At 64.2% G+C, this 18516-nt stretch carries 31 protein-coding genes and 1 pseudogene; 31 read left to right on the top strand and 1 reads right to left on the bottom strand.

Annotated features, from left to right (window positions below; all coding sequences use genetic code 11):
• The 30 genes from BA899_RS01630 to BA899_RS01485 form a co-directional block, all read left to right on the top strand.
• Positions 1–587, top strand: a 587-nt coding sequence (locus BA899_RS01630; RefSeq protein ID WP_255425090.1) for an EF-Tu/IF-2/RF-3 family GTPase, incomplete at its 5' end; no start/stop codon positions are given.
• A gap of 6 nt (positions 588–593) precedes the next feature.
• Entirely contained in the window at positions 594–911 is a 318-nt protein-coding gene (gene rpsJ / locus BA899_RS01625) for a 30S ribosomal protein S10 (RefSeq protein ID WP_069134039.1), read from the top strand.
• 176 nt (positions 912–1087) lie between these two features.
• Entirely contained in the window at positions 1088–1747 is a 660-nt protein-coding gene (gene rplC, locus BA899_RS01620; protein WP_159299536.1) for a 50S ribosomal protein L3, read from the top strand.
• The gene (gene rplD, locus BA899_RS01615; protein ID WP_159299535.1) at positions 1747–2355 is read left to right on the top strand and encodes a 50S ribosomal protein L4; all 609 of its coding nucleotides are present in this window, start codon (positions 1747–1749) and stop codon (positions 2353–2355) included. The genes rplC and rplD overlap by 1 nt, the downstream gene beginning before the upstream one ends.
• Entirely contained in the window at positions 2352–2651 is a 300-nt protein-coding gene (gene rplW / locus BA899_RS01610; RefSeq protein ID WP_069134042.1) for a 50S ribosomal protein L23, read from the top strand. The genes rplD and rplW overlap by 4 nt, the downstream gene beginning before the upstream one ends.
• 20 nt (positions 2652–2671) lie before the next feature.
• Complete coding sequence (rplB, locus tag BA899_RS01605; protein WP_069134043.1) at positions 2672–3496, top strand: 50S ribosomal protein L2; 825 nt, start codon at positions 2672–2674, stop codon at positions 3494–3496.
• Positions 3497–3516: 20 nt separating this feature from the next.
• On the top strand, positions 3517–3792 hold the full coding sequence (gene rpsS / locus BA899_RS01600) for a 30S ribosomal protein S19 (protein WP_023367930.1): 276 nt from the start codon (positions 3517–3519) through the stop codon (positions 3790–3792).
• Between the two features lie 2 nt (positions 3793–3794).
• The gene (gene rplV / locus BA899_RS01595; RefSeq protein WP_144347962.1) at positions 3795–4127 is read left to right on the top strand and encodes a 50S ribosomal protein L22; all 333 of its coding nucleotides are present in this window, start codon (positions 3795–3797) and stop codon (positions 4125–4127) included.
• A 10-nt stretch (positions 4128–4137) separates the two neighbouring features.
• Entirely contained in the window at positions 4138–4800 is a 663-nt protein-coding gene (gene rpsC, locus BA899_RS01590; RefSeq protein WP_144347963.1) for a 30S ribosomal protein S3, read from the top strand.
• A gap of 21 nt (positions 4801–4821) precedes the next feature.
• Positions 4822–5235, top strand: coding sequence for a 50S ribosomal protein L16 (gene rplP, locus BA899_RS01585; RefSeq protein WP_023367924.1), 414 nt, complete (start codon positions 4822–4824; stop codon positions 5233–5235).
• On the top strand, positions 5235–5438 hold the full coding sequence (rpmC, locus tag BA899_RS01580; protein ID WP_069134046.1) for a 50S ribosomal protein L29: 204 nt from the start codon (positions 5235–5237) through the stop codon (positions 5436–5438). The genes rplP and rpmC overlap by 1 nt, the downstream gene beginning before the upstream one ends.
• Positions 5435–5698: a 30S ribosomal protein S17 gene (rpsQ, locus tag BA899_RS01575; RefSeq protein ID WP_069134047.1), complete on the top strand. Its 264-nt coding sequence runs from the start codon at positions 5435–5437 to the stop codon at positions 5696–5698. The genes rpmC and rpsQ overlap by 4 nt, the downstream gene beginning before the upstream one ends.
• 30 nt (positions 5699–5728) lie before the next feature.
• The gene (gene rplN, locus BA899_RS01570) at positions 5729–6097 is read left to right on the top strand and encodes a 50S ribosomal protein L14 (RefSeq protein WP_069134048.1); all 369 of its coding nucleotides are present in this window, start codon (positions 5729–5731) and stop codon (positions 6095–6097) included.
• A gap of 2 nt (positions 6098–6099) precedes the next feature.
• The gene (gene rplX, locus BA899_RS01565; protein ID WP_069134049.1) at positions 6100–6417 is read left to right on the top strand and encodes a 50S ribosomal protein L24; all 318 of its coding nucleotides are present in this window, start codon (positions 6100–6102) and stop codon (positions 6415–6417) included.
• Positions 6418–6426: 9 nt separating this feature from the next.
• Positions 6427–6966, top strand: a complete 540-nt coding sequence (gene rplE, locus BA899_RS01560; protein ID WP_069134050.1) for a 50S ribosomal protein L5 — start codon at positions 6427–6429, stop codon at positions 6964–6966.
• Positions 6967–6978: 12 nt separating this feature from the next.
• Entirely contained in the window at positions 6979–7284 is a 306-nt protein-coding gene (gene rpsN / locus BA899_RS01555; protein ID WP_159299534.1) for a 30S ribosomal protein S14, read from the top strand.
• Positions 7285–7330: 46 nt separating this feature from the next.
• Positions 7331–7726, top strand: coding sequence for a 30S ribosomal protein S8 (gene rpsH / locus BA899_RS01550; protein ID WP_159299533.1), 396 nt, complete (start codon positions 7331–7333; stop codon positions 7724–7726).
• Positions 7727–7743: 17 nt separating this feature from the next.
• Positions 7744–8280: a 50S ribosomal protein L6 gene (gene rplF / locus BA899_RS01545; protein WP_069134053.1), complete on the top strand. Its 537-nt coding sequence runs from the start codon at positions 7744–7746 to the stop codon at positions 8278–8280.
• A 5-nt stretch (positions 8281–8285) separates the two neighbouring features.
• Positions 8286–8639, top strand: a complete 354-nt coding sequence (gene rplR, locus BA899_RS01540; RefSeq protein ID WP_069134111.1) for a 50S ribosomal protein L18 — start codon at positions 8286–8288, stop codon at positions 8637–8639.
• Between the two features lie 17 nt (positions 8640–8656).
• Positions 8657–9157: a 30S ribosomal protein S5 gene (gene rpsE, locus BA899_RS01535; protein ID WP_069134054.1), complete on the top strand. Its 501-nt coding sequence runs from the start codon at positions 8657–8659 to the stop codon at positions 9155–9157.
• A 2-nt stretch (positions 9158–9159) separates the two neighbouring features.
• Positions 9160–9348: a 50S ribosomal protein L30 gene (rpmD, locus tag BA899_RS01530; protein ID WP_069134055.1), complete on the top strand. Its 189-nt coding sequence runs from the start codon at positions 9160–9162 to the stop codon at positions 9346–9348.
• Positions 9349–9351: 3 nt separating this feature from the next.
• The gene (rplO, locus tag BA899_RS01525; RefSeq protein WP_069134056.1) at positions 9352–9786 is read left to right on the top strand and encodes a 50S ribosomal protein L15; all 435 of its coding nucleotides are present in this window, start codon (positions 9352–9354) and stop codon (positions 9784–9786) included.
• A gap of 39 nt (positions 9787–9825) precedes the next feature.
• Positions 9826–11133 (top strand): preprotein translocase subunit SecY, encoded by a 1308-nt coding sequence (gene secY, locus BA899_RS01520; RefSeq protein WP_148122430.1) that lies wholly within the window; start codon positions 9826–9828, stop codon positions 11131–11133.
• A 23-nt stretch (positions 11134–11156) separates the two neighbouring features.
• The gene (gene rpmJ / locus BA899_RS01515; RefSeq protein WP_069134058.1) at positions 11157–11273 is read left to right on the top strand and encodes a 50S ribosomal protein L36; all 117 of its coding nucleotides are present in this window, start codon (positions 11157–11159) and stop codon (positions 11271–11273) included.
• 87 nt (positions 11274–11360) lie between these two features.
• Positions 11361–11717 (top strand): 30S ribosomal protein S13, encoded by a 357-nt coding sequence (gene rpsM / locus BA899_RS01510; RefSeq protein WP_069134059.1) that lies wholly within the window; start codon positions 11361–11363, stop codon positions 11715–11717.
• A gap of 23 nt (positions 11718–11740) precedes the next feature.
• On the top strand, positions 11741–12130 hold the full coding sequence (rpsK, locus tag BA899_RS01505; protein WP_159299532.1) for a 30S ribosomal protein S11: 390 nt from the start codon (positions 11741–11743) through the stop codon (positions 12128–12130).
• Between the two features lie 16 nt (positions 12131–12146).
• Positions 12147–12767 carry a 30S ribosomal protein S4 gene (rpsD, locus tag BA899_RS01500; RefSeq protein WP_069134061.1) on the top strand — a complete coding sequence of 207 codons (621 nt, stop codon included), beginning with the start codon at positions 12147–12149 and terminating at the stop codon, positions 12765–12767.
• A gap of 39 nt (positions 12768–12806) precedes the next feature.
• Positions 12807–13805: a DNA-directed RNA polymerase subunit alpha gene (gene rpoA, locus BA899_RS01495; RefSeq protein WP_159299531.1), complete on the top strand. Its 999-nt coding sequence runs from the start codon at positions 12807–12809 to the stop codon at positions 13803–13805.
• A 12-nt stretch (positions 13806–13817) separates the two neighbouring features.
• Complete coding sequence (gene rplQ / locus BA899_RS01490; RefSeq protein WP_069134063.1) at positions 13818–14213, top strand: 50S ribosomal protein L17; 396 nt, start codon at positions 13818–13820, stop codon at positions 14211–14213.
• A gap of 148 nt (positions 14214–14361) precedes the next feature.
• Positions 14362–15342: a malate dehydrogenase gene (locus BA899_RS01485; protein ID WP_069134064.1), complete on the top strand. Its 981-nt coding sequence runs from the start codon at positions 14362–14364 to the stop codon at positions 15340–15342.
• On the opposite strand, the gene uvrA is transcribed toward BA899_RS01485, so the two are convergent.
• On the bottom strand, positions 15323–18172 hold the full coding sequence (gene uvrA / locus BA899_RS01480) for an excinuclease ABC subunit UvrA (protein WP_159299530.1): 2850 nt from the start codon (positions 18170–18172) through the stop codon (positions 15323–15325). The two genes, BA899_RS01485 and uvrA, sit on opposite strands and share 20 nt — an antisense overlap.
• A gap of 100 nt (positions 18173–18272) precedes the next feature.
• Between uvrA and BA899_RS01475 the strand changes: the two are divergent.
• Positions 18273–18491: pseudogene (locus BA899_RS01475) on the top strand (MFS transporter); the annotation flags it as partial.
• Positions 18492–18516: the final 25 nt, after the last annotated feature.

Raw genomic sequence — 18516 nt, 5'->3', positions numbered from 1 at the left:
TGCCGGAGCCGGAGCGGGCGGTGGACGGTGCGTTCCTGATGCCCATCGAGGATGTTTTCTCGATCTCGGGCCGTGGCACGGTGGTGACCGGTCGCGTGGAGCGCGGCATTATCAAGACCGGCTCGGATGTGGAGATCGTGGGCATCAACCCGACGACCAAGACGGTGGTCACGGGGGTGGAGATGTTCCGCAAGCTGCTCGACGAGGGGCGTGCCGGGGATAACATCGGCGCGCTGCTGCGCGGCACGAAGCGCGATGATGTCGAGCGCGGCCAGGTGCTGTGCAAGCCCGGCTCGATCACGCCGCACACCAAGTTCGAGTGCGAGGTGTATGTGCTGGGCAAGGACGAGGGCGGCCGTCACACGCCGTTCTTTGATGGCTACCGCCCGCAGTTCTACTTCCGGACCACGGACGTGACCGGTGCCTGTGACCTGCCCTCGGGCACGGAGATGGTGATGCCGGGTGACAACGTGCAGATGACCGTGTCGCTGATCGCGCCGATCGCGATGGAAGAGGGTCTGCGCTTCGCGGTCCGCGAGGGCGGCCGCACCGTGGGTGCCGGCGTCGTCTCCAAGATCCTCGAGTAAACGACTATGGCATCGAATAACCAGAAAATCCGGATTCGTCTCAAGGCATTCGACCATCGGCTGATCGATCAGTCGGCCCGGGAGATCGTCGAGACGGCCAAGCGGACCGGCGCCCATATACAGGGCCCGGTTCCCTTGCCGACGAAGAAGGAAAGGTATACCATTCTGATTTCGCCGCACGTCAACAAAGACGCGCGCGATCAGTATGAGATTCGGACTCACAAGCGGTTGATGGACATCATCGACCCGACGGACAAGACGGTCGACGCGCTGATGAAGCTCGACCTCGCCGCCGGCGTCGATGTGCAGATCAAGCTCTCCTGAGTTTCGGGGAACTACTCCGGCACTGATCCTGTATCAGCCCGCCGGAGCGGGCCTCTTTTAGGCCGGCCCAGGCCGGCATCAATCCGAAAGAAACAATTCGGTTGATGATCACCCAGCAGGTAAGCCATCGGTCTGCCTGCGGGGATACGTTCAGCTGATAGAAGAGGGTAGCGACGATGGCAATCGGAATCGTCGGCCGCAAACGCGGCATGACGCGGATTTTTACGGATACGGGTGAGAGCATCCCCGTGACGGTGGTCGAGGCCACCCCGAACCGCGTCACGCAGATCAAGGCACAGGGCCATGATGGTTACAGTGCCGTTCAGGTCACCGCCGGAGAGCGTCGTCCGTCCCGCGTCAACCAGGCCATTGCCGGGCATGTCGCCAAGGCCGGTGTCGAGATGGGCCGCGGACTCTGGGAGTTCCGGCTCGGCAGCGATGCCGGCGAAGACATCCAGGCCGGTGGCACGCTGACCGTCGAGCAGTTCGAGGCAGGGGCCATCGTTGATGTGACCGGTACCTCCAAGGGTAAGGGCTTCGCGGGGACGGTCAAGCGCCACAATTTCCGCACGCAGGACAACTCGCACGGCAACTCGGCATCCCACCGTGTGCCCGGCTCGATCGGCCAGGCGCAGGATCCGGGTCGCGTGTTCCCGGGCAAGAAGATGTCCGGGCAGATGGGTAATGTCCGTGAGACCACACAGAATCTCGAGGTGGTTCGGGTCGACACCGAGCGCAACCTGCTGTTGGTCCGCGGCGCGGTTCCCGGGCCGGCGGACGGGGACGTCATTGTGCGCCCGGCGGTCAAACAGCTCGCCGCGGCGGGAGGTAACTGATGCAGCTAACATTGCAGGGTGACGGCTCGACCATCGAGGTCTCCGAGACCGTTCTCGGTGCTGAATTCCGTGAGCCGCTCGTTCACCAGGTCGTGGTTTCGTACCTGGCCGGGGCGCGGGCGGGCACGAAGGCCCAGAAGACCCGCTCGGAAGTCAGCGGCGGCGGCGTCAAGCCGTGGCGGCAGAAGGGCACCGGTCGGGCCCGTGCCGGCACGATCCGCAGTCCGATCTGGCGCAGTGGTGGTCAGACCTTCGCGGCCAAGCCGCGGGATCATTCGGTCAAGGTCAATCGCAAGATGTATCGCGGCGCGCTGCGCTCGATCCTCTCGGAGCTCCTTCGGCAGCAGCGCCTGCAGGTCGTGAGCACGTTCGAGGTCGACGGGCCCCGCACACGCGACGCCCGCGCCCAGATCAAGGGGCTGACCGGCAGCGAGGACGTGCTGATCGTGACGACTGAAGTCAGTGAGGCGCTTTACCTGGCGGTCCGCAACCTGCCGCGCGTTGATGTCCGCGATACGGTCGGCCTCGACCCGGTGACGCTGCTGGCCCATGAGAACGTCGTCATCACAACGGATGCGCTGCGGCGTATTGAGGAGTGGCTCGCATGAATCAGGAGCGGATGTACCAGGTGCTTCGCGGACCGCATATCTCCGAGAAAAGCACGGTGATTGCGGACGAGGCCAACCAGGTGGCGTTCAAGGTCGCGCGCAACGCGACGAAGCGCGAAATCAAGGCGGCTGTCGAGCAGCTGTTCGAGGTCGAGGTCCGGGATGTGCGCGTGGCCAATGTCAACGGCAAGCGCAAGAACTTCGGGCGGATCCAGGGTCGTCGTCCCGATTGGAAGAAAGCCTATGTGGCGCTCGAGCAGGGCCATGAGCTGGATTTCATCGGCGGCGTGGAATAAGCGGACAGGACTGAACGATCATGGCAGTGCGTAAAGCAAAACCCACCTCGCCCGGGCGTCGGTTCGTCGCCCAGCCGGTGAAAAGCGATCTCTACCGGGGCGAGCCCTATGCGCCCCTGGTCCGCAAGCTCAACAAGAGTGGCGGACGGAACAATCAGGGCCGCATCACCACGCGCCATATCGGCGGTGGGCACAAGCGGCGCTATCGCGACATCGATTTCCGGCGCAACAAGGAAGACATTCCGGCGCGCGTGGAGCGGCTGGAGTACGACCCCAATCGCAGTGCGAACATCGCGCTGCTGTTGTACCGGGACGGCGAGCGCCGCTACATCATTGCACCCAAGAACCTCAAGGTGGGCCAAGAGGTCCGCTCGGGTCAGGGGTCGCCCATCAAGCCGGGCAACACGATGCCGCTGCGCAACATTCCGCTGGGTACGCAGGTGCATTGCATCGAAATGCGGCCGGGTAAGGGCGCGCAGATGGCGCGCTCCGCCGGTGCCGGTGTGCAGCTGGTCGCCCGTGAGGGCGCCTACGCTACGCTGCGTCTGCGCTCCGGTGAGATGCGCAAGGTGCTCAGCGAGTGCCGGGCCACCATCGGCGAGGTCAGCAACGGCGAACACTCGCTGCGCTCCATGGGCAAGGCGGGGGCGACGCGGATCGCCGGACGGCGCCCGACGGTGCGCGGCGTGGTGATGAACCCGGTGGACCATCCCCACGGTGGTGGTGAGGGTCGGACGTCGGGTGGGCGCCATCCGGTAACCCCCTGGGGTATTCCGACGAAGGGTCACAAGACCCGCAGCAACAAGCGCACCGATAAGCTTATCGTGCGCCGTCGCAAACGCTAACGGAAAGGGGTGGATCAGAAGTGCCACGCTCGATTCGAAAAGGCCCGTTCATTGATACGCACCTCCTGAAGAAAGTTCAGGTGGCGGCGGAGGCCAACAGTAAGCGTCCGATCAAGACCTGGTCGCGGCGATCGATGGTAGTGCCGGAGATGGTCGGTCTGACCATTGCGGTGCATAACGGCCGTCAGCATGTGCCGGTGCTCGTCAACGAGAACATGGTCGGTCACAAGCTCGGTGAATTCGCGTCCACCCGGACGTTCAAGGGTCACCAGGCCGACAAGAAGGCGAAGAGGTAAGCATGGAAACGGCGGCCAGGCTTCGATACGCGATCATTTCGCCGCAGAAAGTGCGGCTCCTTGCTGACCAGATCCGTGGCCTTCCAGTGTCGCGGGCGCTGGAAGTGCTCGAGTTCAGCCCCCGCAAGGCGTCGGGCATTGTGCGAAAGGTCGTTGATTCCGCGATTGCCAACGCGGAGCACAACAGTGGGGCCGACATCGACGAGCTGCGCATCGCGCGCATCCAGGTCGACGAGGGCCCGATGTACAAGCGGATTCAGCCTCGGGCCAAGGGCTCGGCGAATCGTATCCTGAAGCGCACGAGCCACATTACCGTGGCCGTCGCTGAGGACTAGGGGTTTAGGAATGGGACACAAGGTTCATCCAACGGGATTCCGGCTGGGCATTACCGAAGACTGGCGGTCGATGTGGTTCGCCAACAGCAACCGCTACGGTGATCAGCTGTACACGGACTACAAGATCCGTGAGTTCATCCGCGAGCGCCTCGCGCATGCGTCGATCAGCAAGATCCGCATCGAGCGGCCCGCCAAGAACGCATTGATCACGATCCACACGGCGCGGCCCGGCATCGTCATCGGCAAGAAGGGCGAAGACATCGATCGCCTCCGGCGCCAGCTGACGCAGCGCATGGGGATCCCGGTGCATGTGAACATCGAAGAGATCCGCAAGCCGGAGCTCGATGCGCAGCTGGTCGCCGACAATGTCGCCCAGCAGCTGGAGCGCCGCATCATGTTCCGTCGGGCCATGAAGCGCGCCGTCGGCAACGCCATGCGGCTCGGCGCCAAGGGCATCAAGGTCCAGGTCGGCGGCCGGCTGAACGGCTCCGAAATCGCGCGTAGCGAGTACTACCGCGAGGGCAGTGTCCCGCTGCATACGCTCCGGGCGGACATCGACTACGGCTTTGCCGAGGCGAAGACCACCTACGGTGTCATCGGCGTGAAGGTCTGGGTGTTCAAGGGCGAGATCCTTGATACCGACACCGTTCCCAGCCAGCGGGCCGCGGGCTAACGCCGCTACAAGGAGTCAGTCATGCTTCAGCCAAAGCGCACAAAATTCAGGAAACAGCAGAAAGGCCGTAACAACGGTCTGGCAACCCGCGGCGACAAGGTGAACTTCGGCGAATTCGGCCTGAAGTCCACGACGCGCGGGCCGGTGACGGCGCGTCAGATCGAGGCCGGCCGACGGGCCATCAACCGGCATGTCCGGCGCGGTGGCAAGATCTGGATCCGCATCTTTCCGGATGCGCCGATCACGTCCAAGCCCCTCGAGGTTCGCCAGGGCAAGGGCAAGGGTAATGTCGACCACTGGGCCGCCAAGGTGCAGCCGGGTCGTGTGATTTACGAAATCGAGGGCGTGTCGGAAGAAGTGGCGCGCGAGGCATTCCGCCGCGCGGCGGCCAAGCTGCCCGTGCACACCCGGTTCGTCGAACGGACGGTGATGTGATGAAGGCCAGAGAATTGCGGGACAAGTCCGTCGAGAGCCTTGAGAGCGAGCTTCTCGAGCGGCGCAAGGAGCAGTTCAATCTGCGCATGCAGCAGGCCACGGGGCAGCTGGCGCGGCCCGACCAGATGACGCGGGTCCGGCGTGATATCGCGCGGATCAAGACCGTGCTCAACGAGAAGACCGGGAGTGGTGAGCAGTCATGAGTAATAAGGAAAGCGTCAAGCGCACGGTCAATGGCCGCGTCGTCAGCACGGCGATGGACAAGACCATCACCGTGGTGGTCGAGCGCCTCGTGCCGCATCCGCTCTACGGCAAGTACATCCGTCGGACGACGAAGGTTCACGCGCACGACGAGGACAACGTCTGCCAGAAGGGGGATTGGGTGTCGGTCGTCGAATGCCGGCCGGTGTCCAAGCAAAAGACCTGGCGGCTTGTGGACGTGCTCGAGCGGGCCGTTCAGTAAGCAACGATCAATCATAGAGAGTCAATCGCCATGATTCAGATGCAGACGCTGCTAGGCGCGGCGGACAACAGCGGGGCCCGGGAGGTGCAGTGCGTCAAAGTACTGGGCGGCTCCAAGCGCCGTTACGCCGGCATCGGCGACATCATCAAAGTGAGTGTCAAGGACGCCATCCCGCGGGGCCGGGTCAAGAAGGGCGAGGTGTATAACGCGGTCGTCGTACGGACCAAGCGTGGCGTGCGCCGGCAGGACGGTTCGCTGATCCGCTTCGACGGCAATGCGGCCGTGCTGCTCAACGCCAACCTGCAGCCAGTCGGCACCCGTGTATTCGGTCCGGTGACGCGCGAGCTCCGCAACGAGCGTTTCATGCGCATCATCTCTCTGGCGCCGGAGGTGCTGTAACGATGCAGAAGATTAAAGCCGGTGACGAAGTCATGGTCATTGCGGGCAAGGACAAGGGGCGGCGCGGCCGCGTCATCCGGGTCCTGCCCGAGCGTGACGGCATCGTTGTCGAGAACGCGAACAAGGTGAAAAAGCATAAGCGTGCCAATCCCCAGGCGAATGATTCCGGCGGAATCATCGAGCAGGAAAAGCCGCTGCACCGCTCCAATGTGGCGATCTACAACCCGAACACCGGGCGGCCTGATCGGGTCGGGATCCGCGATGGCGAAGCCGGGCGTCGGGTGCGCTTTTTCAAGTCCGACAACACGCTGATTGATTAGGGTATCGAGATGGCCAGATTGCGTGAGCAATACACAAACGAAATCATCGGCACGCTGTCGCAGCGATTCGAATATGCCAATCCGATGCAGGTCCCGCGGCTCGACAAGATCGCGGTGAACATCGGCGTCGGCGAGGCGATACGCGACAAGAAAGTCGTGGACAACGCCGCGGGCGATCTGGCGGCCATTACCGGGCAGAAGCCGGTGGTGACCTACACGCGCAAAGCCGTTGCCGGGTTCAAGATCCGCGAGGGCTGGCCCATCGGCGTCAAGGTGACCCTGCGTCGCGAGCGGATGTACGAGTTCCTCGACCGGCTGATCAATATCGCCGGGCCGCGGATCCGCGATTTCCGCGGCTTTTCGCCGCGCTCGTTCGATGGACGGGGCAACTACAATCTGGGAATCGGTGAGCAGCTGGTGTTCCCGGAGCTTGAATTCGACAAGATCGACGCTGTCCGCGGTATGGACATTGCGATCGGCACTACCGCAGTCAAGGACGAGGAAGCCAAGGCCCTTCTGGAGGGCTTTGGATTCCCCTTCCGCAAGTAAAGAGGGCAGGAAATGGCCAAGGTTTCCATGGTCCAGCGTGAGCTCAAGCGCGAGCGGCTTCGCAACAGGCATGCGGCGAAGCGGGCGGAGCTCAAGGAGATTATCCGCAGCCCTGCCTCCTCCGAGGAGGAGCGGGTGGCAGCCCAGGAGCAGCTGCAGAATCTGCCCCGCAATGCCAGCCCGGTGCGGGGCCGCAATCGGTGCAACGTTTCCGGACGGCCGCGCGGCTACTACCGCAAATTCGGCCTGTCCCGGAATATGCTCCGCCAGGCCGCCATGCGCGGTGAGATCCCCGGCCTGAAGCTGTCCAGCTGGTAAGCGGCATGGGCAACAGTAACCAGGCAAGGAACCAGGTGACGCGAACATGAGCATGACCGATCCCATCGCGGATATGCTGACCCGCATTCGTAACGGGCAGACCGCTGAGAAGACGGAGGTCTCGATGCCCTCCTCGAAGTTGAAGCTGGCCATCGTCCGGGTCCTGAAGGAGGAGGGCTATGTCCACGACTATCGGGTCGAAGGCACCGAGAAAAAGCCCACGCTGGCGGTGACGCTGAAGTACTACGAGGGCCGGCCGGTCATCGAGGAAATCCAGCGCGTGAGTCGGCCCGGACTGCGGCGCTTTGAAGGCCGGGGAACGCTGCCCCGGGTGCGCGGTGGTCTGGGAACAGCCATCATTTCCACCTCGCAGGGTGTGATGACCGACCGGGCGGCGCGCGACGCCGGCCACGGTGGTGAAGTCCTCTGCGTGGTTTTCTAGAGACGGGATAAACGGTCATGTCGAGAGTAGCGAACAGTCCGGTCGCGATCCCGAGTGGCGTCGAAGTCAACCTTGGCGACGACCGCAAGGTCAGCGTCAAGGGGGCCAAAGGCGAACTCCACCATACGATCCACGAGTGGGTCGATGTCGCGCAGGACGAGCAGGTGCTGACCTTCGTGCCCAACCGCAAACGCCAGGAGGCGGTTGCGCTGGCGGGTACCACGCGGGCACTCATCAACAACATGGTGCGCGGGGTGCACGAGGGGTTCGAGCGGCGTCTCAAGCTGGTGGGCGTCGGATACCGCGCCCAGGCCAAGGGCGACACGGTCAACCTGACCCTCGGTTTCTCGCATCCGGTGGAGCACCCGGTGCCGAAGGGCATCACGGTCGAGACACCCTCCAACACCGAAATCGTGGTCCGCGGTGTGGATAAACAGCAGGTCGGACAGGTCGCTGCTGATATCCGCGCGTACCGTCCGCCGGAGCCCTATAAGGGCAAGGGCGTTCGCTACGCTGACGAGCGGGTCATCATGAAAGAAGCCAAGAAGAAGTAATGGCGATGCAAAAGAAGGCAGCAAGAGAGCGTCGCGCCCGCAAGGGTCGCGCCAAGATGCGGGAGCTCGGAGCCGCGCGGTTGACGGTGCACCGCACCCCGCGCCACACCTATGCGCAGGTGATCTCCGCCGACGCGTCGCGGACCCTGGCGTCGGCGTCGACGCTCGAGAAGGACATGCGCGGATCGCTCGCCAACGGCGGCAATGTCGCGGCAGCGAAGGCCATCGGTCAGGCAATCGCCGAGCGCGCCACCGCTGCGGGTGTCACCGAGGTGGCGTTCGATCGCTCGGGCTTCAATTATCACGGCCGGGTGCGGGCGATCGCCGATGCGGCCCGTGAAGCCGGACTCAAATTCTGAATAGGGGCACGTAGGCGATGGCGACAAATGATGTCAATGGTGAGGGCCTCCGCGAGAAGCTCATTACCATCAACCGCGTGGCGAAGGTTGTTAAGGGCGGCCGCCAGTTTGGTTTCACCGCACTGACGGTGGTCGGTGACGGCGACGGCTCGGTCGGCTTTGGTTACGGCAAGGCGCGCGAGGTGCCGCTGGCCATCCAGAAGGCGATGGAGCGGGCGCGCTTCAACATGCGCAAGGTCAACCTCAACGGCCCGACGCTGCAGTACTCCATGAACGGCTATCACGGCTCGAGCAAGGTCTACATGCAGCCGGCATCATCGGGTACCGGGATCATCGCCGGTGGGCCGATGCGTGCGGTCTTCGAGGTCGTGGGCGTCAACGACGTGCTGGCGAAGTCGCTCGGGTCACGGAATCCGATCAACGTCGTGCAGGCCACCATCAACGCCCTGACCGAGTATGACTCGCCGGACTACGTCGCGGCGAAGCGCGGTAAGACGGTAGAAGAGGTGCAGGGCTGATCATGGCAAAGAGTAAGCAGCTTCGTGTCACGGTGGTCCGCAGCTTCGCGAACCGCGTGGCCAGCCACAAGGCATGCATCGCCGGGCTCGGCCTGCGGCGGATGCACCATAGCGTGCTGGTCGCGAATACGCCGGAGAATCGCGGGATGATCAATAAAGTCTCCTACATGCTCTCCGTCGAGGAGGTCTAGACGATGCGATTGAATACACTCCGCCCGGCGCCGGGCTCACGGCCCGACGCCGAGCGCGTTGGCCGGGGCGCAGGCTCCGGCATGGGCAAGACCGCGCGCCGTGGTCATAAAGGCCAGAAGTCCCGCAGCGGTGGCTTCCACAAGGTTGGGTTCGAAGGCGGCCAGATGCCGCTGCAGCGGCGGGTGCCGAAGGTCGGCTTCAACTCGCGCAAGGGGCAGTACGTCGCCGAGGTCCGGCTCCACGAGATCGGCCAGGTCGACGGCGACGAGGTCAGCCTCGACACCCTGCAGGCGGCGGGTGTCGTCCCGCGCAATGCTCGGGCGGCCAAGGTGGTCCTGTCCGGCGAGGTGCATCGGGCGCTGACGCTGCGCGGAGTCCGCGCCACCGCCGGCGCCAGGGCGGCCATCGAGAAAGCCGGCGGCAAGGTCGAGGTATAAGTGGCTGGCCCCTCCGCCAACGCGGGTGCCCTTGGAGGCATGGGCCGACTGACGGAAGTCCGTCAGCGGCTGACGTTCGTGGTGATCGCCCTGGTGATCTATCGCCTCGGGGCGCACATTACGATACCCGGTATCGATCAGGGCGCACTGGCCGACATGTTCGAGCAGCAGTCGGGGACCATCCTCGACATGTTCAACATGTTCTCCGGCGGCGCGCTGGGACGGCTGTCGATTTTTGCTCTGGGGGTCATGCCCTATATCTCGGCATCGATCATCATGCAGCTGATGTCGGCGGTGGTGCCGTCCCTCAAGCAGTTGCGCAGCGAAGGCGAGCAGGGTCGGCGCGTCATCACCAAGTACACGCGCTATGGAACGCTGGGGCTTGCCCTGTTCCAGGGGATCGGCATCACCGTCGCCCTGCAGAACCAGGGCGTGGTGCTCAGCCCGGGGCCGATGTTCGTGTTTGTGGGCACGACCACGCTGGTCACCGGCACGATGTTCCTGATGTGGCTGGGTGAGCAGATCACCGAACGCGGCATCGGCAATGGCATCTCGCTGATCATCTTTGCCGGCATCGTGGCCGGGCTGCCGTCGGCGCTGGGGGGTACGCTGGAGCTGACGCGCACCGGCGAGCTGGGGATACCCACAGTGCTGGTGCTCCTGCTTCTGGCGGTGGCGGTGATCTGGTTCATCGTGTTCATGGAACGCGGCCAGCGGCGGATCACCATCAACTACGCGCGGCGCCAGCAGGGTCGTAAGATGTACGCGGGGCAGACCAGTCATCTGCCGCTCAAGATCAACATGGCGGGTGTGATTCCGGCGATCTTCGCCTCCAGCATCATCCTGTTCCCGGCCACCATCGGTCAGTGGTTCGGGGAGATGGAGGGGCTGTCCTGGATGCAGCGGCTGGGTCAGACACTAAGCCCCGGGCAGCCCCTGTACATCGCCTTCTACGCCGCGGCGATCATCTTTTTCTGCTTTTTCTATACCGCGCTGGTGTTCAACGCCCGGGATACGTCCGACAACCTGAAACGCTCCGGCGCTTTCATCCCCGGTGTGCGGCCCGGTGAGCAGACTTCGCGGTATATCGACAAGGTGATGACGCGTCTGACATTGGTCGGCGCCGGGTACATTACAGCGGTGTGTCTGCTGCCCGAGTTCCTGATCCTCTACCTCAACGTGCCCTTCTATTTCGGGGGGACTTCGTTGCTGATCATCGTGGTGGTGGTGATGGACTTCATGTCGCAGCTGCAGGCCCATCTGGTATCGCATCAGTACGAACCACTGATGAAAAAAGCTAATCTGCAGGCGCATGGCCGTGGTGGCGGCAGCGGCCTGGCACGCTGAACAGGAAATTTGGAGACGGGACGATGAAAGTACGTGCCTCGGTTAAAAAGATCTGCCGCAACTGCAAGGTCATCAAGCGGGGCGGCACCGTGCGGGTGATCTGCACCTCCGATGCCCGCCACAAGCAGCGTCAGGGCTGATGGCGGCGCATATCTTGAATGCAAATGGGTGATCTGGTTATACTGCCGGGTTTCCGAGTGAAAAGAATAATCCTGGAGTAACGGCTCATGGCCCGTATTGCTGGCGTCAACATTCCCGCCAACAAACACGCAGTAATTGCGCTGACCTCGATCTACGGCATCGGCCGGACGCGAGCAGCGGACATCTGCAAGGCAGCGGATATCGCACCTGACCGCAAGGTTCGGGAGCTCACCGACGATGAGCTCGAGCGCGTGCGCGCTGTCGTCAATGAATATCCTGTCGAGGGCGATCTGCGTCGGCAGGTGGCCATGGACATCAAGCGACTGATGGACATGGGCTGCTACCGCGGCATCCGCCATCGGCGTGGCATGACAGTCCGCGGTCAGAGTACCCAGACGAACGCCCGGACCCGCAAGGGACCGCGTCGCGCCGTCACCCGTTAACGCAATAGCAGGACAGGTTTTAAATGGCCAAGCCAAGCACCCGCACCCGTAAGCGCGTCAAGCGCACGGTTGTCGATGGCATCGCGCACGTCAACGCGAGCTTTAATAACACAGTGATCACGATCACCGACCGCCAGGGCAATGCACTGGCCTGGGCGAGCGCTGGCGGCAGTGGTTTCCGCGGGTCCCGCAAGAGCACACCGTTCGCGGCGCAGGTCGCCTCCGAGCGTGCCGGCGAGTCCGCCAAGGACTTCGGGCTCAAGAACCTCGAGGTGCGGGTCAAGGGGCCGGGTCCCGGTCGCGAGTCAGCCGTGCGCGCGCTGAACAACGTCGGCTACCGCATCACCAACATCGAAGACGTGACGCCCATTCCGCACAACGGATGCCGTCCGCCCAAGAAGCGCCGCGTCTGACCAGGGGATTCTGAACATGGCACGTTACATTGGACCGACCTGCAAACTCGCCCGCCGCGAGGGGACAGATCTATACCTCAAGAGCGGGGTCCGCCCGCTCGACAGCAAGTGCAAGCTCGACACACCGCCGGGCCAGCACGGCCAGCGTCGCGGACGACTGTCGGACTATGGGCTGCAGCTGCGGGAAAAGCAGAAGGTTCGCCGTATGTATGGCGTGCTCGAAAAGCAGTTCCGCAAGTACTACAAGGAAGCCGACCGGCGTAAGGGCAACACCGGCGAGAATCTGCTGCAGCTGCTCGAGACGCGTCTCGACAACGTGGTCTACCGGCTCGGTTTTGCGGCCACGCGCGCCGAGGCGCGTCAGCTGGTGGCGCACCGGGCGGTTCTCCACAACGGGCGAACCACCAACGTGGCGTCGGCCGAGGTCAAGCCGGGAGACGAGATCGCGATCCGCGATCGGGCGCAGAAGCAGCTGCGTGTCCAGGCGGCCCTCGAGATGGCCCAGCAGAATGGCGTGCCGGAATGGCTCGAGGGCGACGCCAAGAATTTCAAGGGAACGCTGAAGCAGCGGCCGGAGCGTGCCGAGCTCGCCGCCGAGATCAACGAATCCCTCATCGTCGAGCTTTATTCCAAGTAGTGACGCGGTCAGCGTCACTACCGATCAGGAGTGGTATTCATGCAGGGTCAGTTTAAGGACTTCCTTAAACCCCGGGTGGTTGAGGTGGATGCGGTCAGCGACAAGCGTGCCCGCATCATGCTTGAGCCGCTTGAGCGCGGTTTCGGACACACGCTGGGGAATGCGCTACGCCGGGTTCTTCTTTCTTCCATGCCGGGCTATGCGGTCACCGAGGTCGAGATCGACGGGGTGCTGCACGAGTACATGGCCGTGGATGGGGTGCAGGAAGATGTCGTCGACATCCTGCTCAACCTGAAGGGACTGGCGGTGCGCCTCTCCGGGCGTGAGCAGGCGACGCTGCGGCTCAGCAAGAAGGGGCCTGGGACGGTAACCGCCGCCGACATCGCCGAGGAGTCCAACGTCGAGGTCAAGAATCCCGAGCTGGTGATCTGCAATCTCACCAAGGCCGGTGAGATCAATATGTCGATCACGGTGGCCAGCGGTCGGGGCTACGAGCCCGCCACGGCACGTGATCCCGAGGAAGAGCGCACCATCGGCCGGCTGGCCGTGGACGCGACCTACAGCCCGGTCCGGCGTGTGGCCTACAACGTCGAGAGCGCACGTGTCGAACAGCGGACGGACCTGGATAAACTGGTCATGGACGTCGAGACCAGTGGCGTGATCGAACCCGAGGAGGCAGTGCGCCTCGCGGCGGGCGTGCTTCGCGACCAGATGTCGGTGTTCGTCGACCTCGAGGGCGGCGAAGGCGCGGATCAGCCGCGACGCAAGGAGCCGGAGGTTGATCCGGTGCTGCTGCGGCCGATTGATGATCTCGAGCTGACGGTGCGGTCCGCCAACTGCCTGAAGGCAGAGGACATCCACTACGTCGGTGATCTGGTTCAGCGCACCGAGGTGGAATTGCTCAAGACGCCGAATCTGGGCAAGAAATCACTCAACGAAATCAAGGAAGTCCTGGCACAGAACGGGCTTCAACTCGGTATGCGTCTTGAGGGCTGGCCGCCGGCGAGCCTCGAGAACGGCAACCGGGCCATGGGTTAAGGGGATAGACAGATGCGTCATCGCAAAGCCGGACGAAAACTGAATCGGAACAGTTCCCACCGTCAGGCCATGTTTCGCAACATGTCGGCGTCGCTGTTCGAGCATGAGGCCATCCGCACCACGCTGCCGAAGGCCAAGGAACTGCGTCGCATCGCCGAGCCGCTGATCACGCTGGCGGGCAATGACACCACCGCCAACCGGCGTCTGGCGTTTTCGCGGCTGCGTAACAAGGCCATCGTCAGCAAGCTGTTTGACGAGCTGGGCCCGCGGTATCGTGAGCGCCCCGGGGGTTACCTGCGGATCCTGAAGGCCGGGTACCGGGCCGGTGACAACGCGCCCATGGCATTTGTCGAGCTGGTGGACCGGCCGGTAGTCGAGGCCGAGGAAGAGCGCGAGGACGTCGCCTGACGCGGGCGCCCGGTTGATCGAAGGCCATTGGGCCATCGTTGCAGAAAAGCCGCCAGCAGGCGGCTTTTTTGTGGGCATCCGTCGTGTGCGTAGGGTGCGCGATGCAGTTCTGCTAGACTGCCGCGTTAAATGCTGATGGAGGAGTCCCATGAAGACACCTGTACGTGTAGCGGTCACCGGCGCCGCCGGCCAGATCGGTTATAGCCTTCTGTTTCGCATCGCCTCGGGCGACATGCTGGGGCCGGATCAGCCGGTGATCCTGCAGCTGCTCGAGGTTCCACCCGCGATGGACGCTGTGCAGGGCGTCATCATGGAACTCGATGACTGCGCATTCCCGCTTGTGGCCGGGCTCCAGGCCAGCGATAAGCCCGAGGAGGCGTTCAAGGACGCCGACTACATCATGCTGGTGGGCGCCAAGCCCCGCGGCCCGGGCATGGAGCGCAAGGACCTGCTCGAGGCCAATGCGGCGATCTTCTCGACCCAGGGCCAGGCAATGAATGCCGTGGCGAGTCGTAACGTCCGTGTCCTGGCGGTGGGCAATCCGGCCAACACCAATGCCCTGATCGCCCGGCATAACGCCCCGGATCTGGATCCGCGCTGCTTCACGGCGATGACCCGGTTGGACCACAACCGCGCCCTGGCGCAGCTCGCCAACCGGACTGGCCGCCATGTCACCGACATTGAACGGCTGACGGTCTGGGGCAATCACTCGGCCACTCAATACCCCGATGTCAGCCATGCGCGAGTGGACGGCAAACCCGCCATGGAGTGGGTGGACCAGGGCTGGCTCGAGGAAAGCTTCATCCCGACCGTGCAGCAGCGCGGCGCCGCCATTATCAAGGCGCGCGGACAGTCGAGTGCGGCCTCGGCGGCCAGCGCCGCCATCGATCACATGCGTGACTGGACGCTGGGCACCTCAGGCGACGACTGGGTGAGCATGGCCATTCCCTCCGACGGCAGCTACGGCATCGCCGAGGGGCTGATTTACTCGTTTCCGGTGCGCTGCGTCGAAGGCCGGTACGAGATCGTCCAGGGTCTGCTGATTGATGAGTTCTCGCAGGCACGCATGAATGCCACGGAGCAGGAACTGATCGAAGAGCGGGACGCGGTCAAGCATCTGCTTCCGTGATGCCGTTGGTGAGCATCGCCGCCAGGTAGTGGCCGGTATGGGACGCCGGCTCGGCGGCGACCGCCTCCGGCGTCCCGGTCGCGACAATACGACCGCCGCCGCTGCCGCCCTCGGGTCCCAGATCCAGCAGCCAGTCGCAGGTCTTGATGACGTCGAGATTGTGCTCGATGACCACCAGGGTGTTGCCCTCGTCGCGCAGCCGATGCAGGACTTCGAGCAACTGCGCGATGTCGTGAAAGTGCAGGCCCGTGGTGGGCTCGTCGAGGATATAGAGCGTCTGCCCGGTGCTCTGCCGGGCAAGCTCACGGGCCAGTTTGATGCGCTGGGCCTCGCCGCCCGATAGCGTGACCGCGTTCTGCCCGAGCTTGACGTAACCCAGTCCAACCTCCTCGAGGGTGCGCAGCTTGCGCGCGAGGGCCGGAATGTTGGCGAACAGTTCCAGCGCCTCACTGACGCTCATTTCCAGCACATCGGCGATGGTATGGCCGCGATAGCGTATCTCCAGGGTCTCGCGGTTATAGCGGGCCCCCCGGCAGGTATCGCAGGGCACATAGACATCCGGCAGGAAGTGCATCGCGACGCGGATCACGCCATCCCCCTGGCAGGCCTCGCAGCGCCCGCCGCGGACATTGAAGCTGAATCGGCCCGGGCCGTAGCCGCGGGAGCGGGCCTCGGAAGTGGCGGCGAACAGCTCGCGCATGGGCGTGAAAAGCCCGGTATAGGTGGCGGGATTGGAGCGCGGTGTCCGGCCGATCGGGCTCTGATCAATCTCCACGACCTTGTCGAAATGCTCCAGGCCCTCGATGGTCTCGCAGGGTGCCGGTGTGGCGTCGGCCCGATTGAGTGCGGCGGCCGCGGCCGGGTAGAGGGTGCTGTTGACCAGTGTCGATTTGCCCGAGCCCGAAACGCCGGTGACCCCGACCATCAGCCCCGCGGGGAAATCCGCGTCCACCGCCTGCAGGTTATGGCCGCGGGCGCCGCGGATGCGGATCATGCGTGCGGGGTCGGGCACCGTCCGTTGCGTCGGTACGGCGATGTGGCGGCGCCCGGCCAGATAGTCGCCGGTGAGCGAGCCGTCGGAGGCCATCAGTGCCGTGGCCGTGCCGGCGGCGACGACCGCGCCGCCCTCGTGGCCGGCACCCGGGCCCATATCGATGATGTGGTCCGCGGCACGAATGGCGTCCTCATCGTGCTCGACCACGATCACGGTATTGTCGAGATCGCGCAGATGGCGGAGTGTCTCGAGCAGACGATGGTTGTCGCGCTGGTGCAGCCCGATGGACGGTTCATCGAGCACATACATCACCCCCACCAGGCCGGCGCCGATCTGGCTGGCCAGGCGGATCCGCTGGGCTTCACCGCCGGACAGGGTGTCAGCGCTTCGCTCAAGGCTCAGGTAGTCGAGGCCGACGTTGATCAGAAACCGCAGCCGCTGGCCGATCTCGCGCAGAATGCTCTCGGCGATGGTAGCGCGCGCGCCGGTCAGATCCAGGGCCGCCATTGCCTCGGCGGCGCCGGCGATGGACAGGGCATTGATCCCGGCCAGGTCCTGACCGCCCACGGTGACGTGGCGGGCGGCGGCGTTAAGGCGGCTGCCCCCGCAGTCGGGGCAGGTGCGGCGGGTGAGGAACCGGGCCAGTTCATCGCGCACGGCGGTGGATTCGGTCTCGCGATAACGCCGCGCCATGTTGTGAATGATGCCCTCGAAGGGGTGCTCGCTGACCTGAGCGTTGCCGCGCCGTGCGCCGGCATAGTGGAAGCGGATCGGCGTATCGCCACTGCCGTACAGAAGAATGTCGTGGAGGTCGGCGGGCAGGGCCTGCCAGGGCGTGTCGATGTCAAAGCCGTAGTGTGCGGCCAGATCATTGAGGATCTGGGCATAGTAGGCATTACGTCGGTCCCAGCCACGAATGGCCCCGCCGGCCAGTGACAGTTCGGGGTGGGCGACCACCCGGGCCGGATCGATGAACTGCTCCACCCCCAGACCGTCACAGCTTGGGCAGGCCCCCTGGGGGTTGTTGAACGAAAAAAGCCGGGGTTCGAGCTCCGCAATGGCATAACCACACTCGGGACAGGCATAGCGGGCCGAAAACACGATCGACGGCGCCTCGGGATCGTCCATATCGGCGAGTTCGGCCACGTCCTCTCCCAGCGCCAGACAGGTCTCGAGGGAATCCGCCAGTCGCACCGCCAGATCCGGGCGGATCCGGAACCGGTCCACCACCACATCGATGCGATGGGGCGCCTGAGGATCAAGCGCGGGCACCTCATCCAGGTCCACCACCTGACCATCCACCCGGGCGCGCACAAAGCCCTGGTTGCGAAGGTCGGCGAACACCTCGCGATGCTCGCCGCGGCGTCCCCGGATGCGGGGGGCGAGCAGCATATAGCGGCGGTCGTCGGGCTGGGCGAGGATCTGGTCGACCATCTCGCTGACCGTCTGGGCCTGCAGGGCATGCCCATGGGTGGGGCAGTGCGGTGTCCCGGCGCGGGCAAACAGCAGACGCAGGTAGTCGTGGATCTCGGTGGCGGTCCCCACCGTCGAGCGCGGATTATGCGAGGTTGATTTCTGCTCGATGGCGATCGCCGGCGACAGGCCCTCGATGTGATCAACGTCGGGCTTGTCCATCATCGAGAGAAACTGCCGGGCATAGGCCGACAGCGATTCGACATAGCGGCGTTGGCCCTCGGCGTAGAGGGTGTCAAACGCCAGCGATGACTTGCCCGATCCGGACAGACCGGTGATGACGATCAGCTGGCCGCGCGGGAGCTTGAGGTGAAGGTCACGCAGGTTGTGCGTGCGGGCCCCCTCAATGACGATCGAATCCATGGGCTTCCTGTATCAGACAATTTGATAGTATAGCGCGCCAGTACTTACCTGACCGACAGGGGAAAGCGTGCACCGCACAAAGCCATCCAGCGCCGGGGCGATGAACGGCGCGGAACGCCGGGCGACCGCCGGGCTGGCCACCATCTTCGGCCTGCGAATGCTGGGATTGTTCCTGATCCTGCCGGTGTTCGCGCTCTACGGCCCGCAGCTTGACGGCGCGACGCCGGCGTTGATCGGCCTCGCCATTGGTGCCTACGGCCTCACCCAGGCCATCCTCCAGATCCCCTTTGGCATGCTGTCGGACCGGATCGGACGGCGAAGATCAGCAACCCGAACACGATGAC

Origin of the sequence: Spiribacter sp. SSL99, from assembly GCF_009805925.1 — a bacterium.
In the GTDB taxonomy this organism is placed as follows: domain Bacteria; phylum Pseudomonadota; class Gammaproteobacteria; order Nitrococcales; family Nitrococcaceae; genus Spiribacter; species Spiribacter roseus.
The sequence above is the reverse complement of the archived record's forward strand: the minus strand, read 5'-3'. Positions and strand labels throughout refer to the sequence as shown.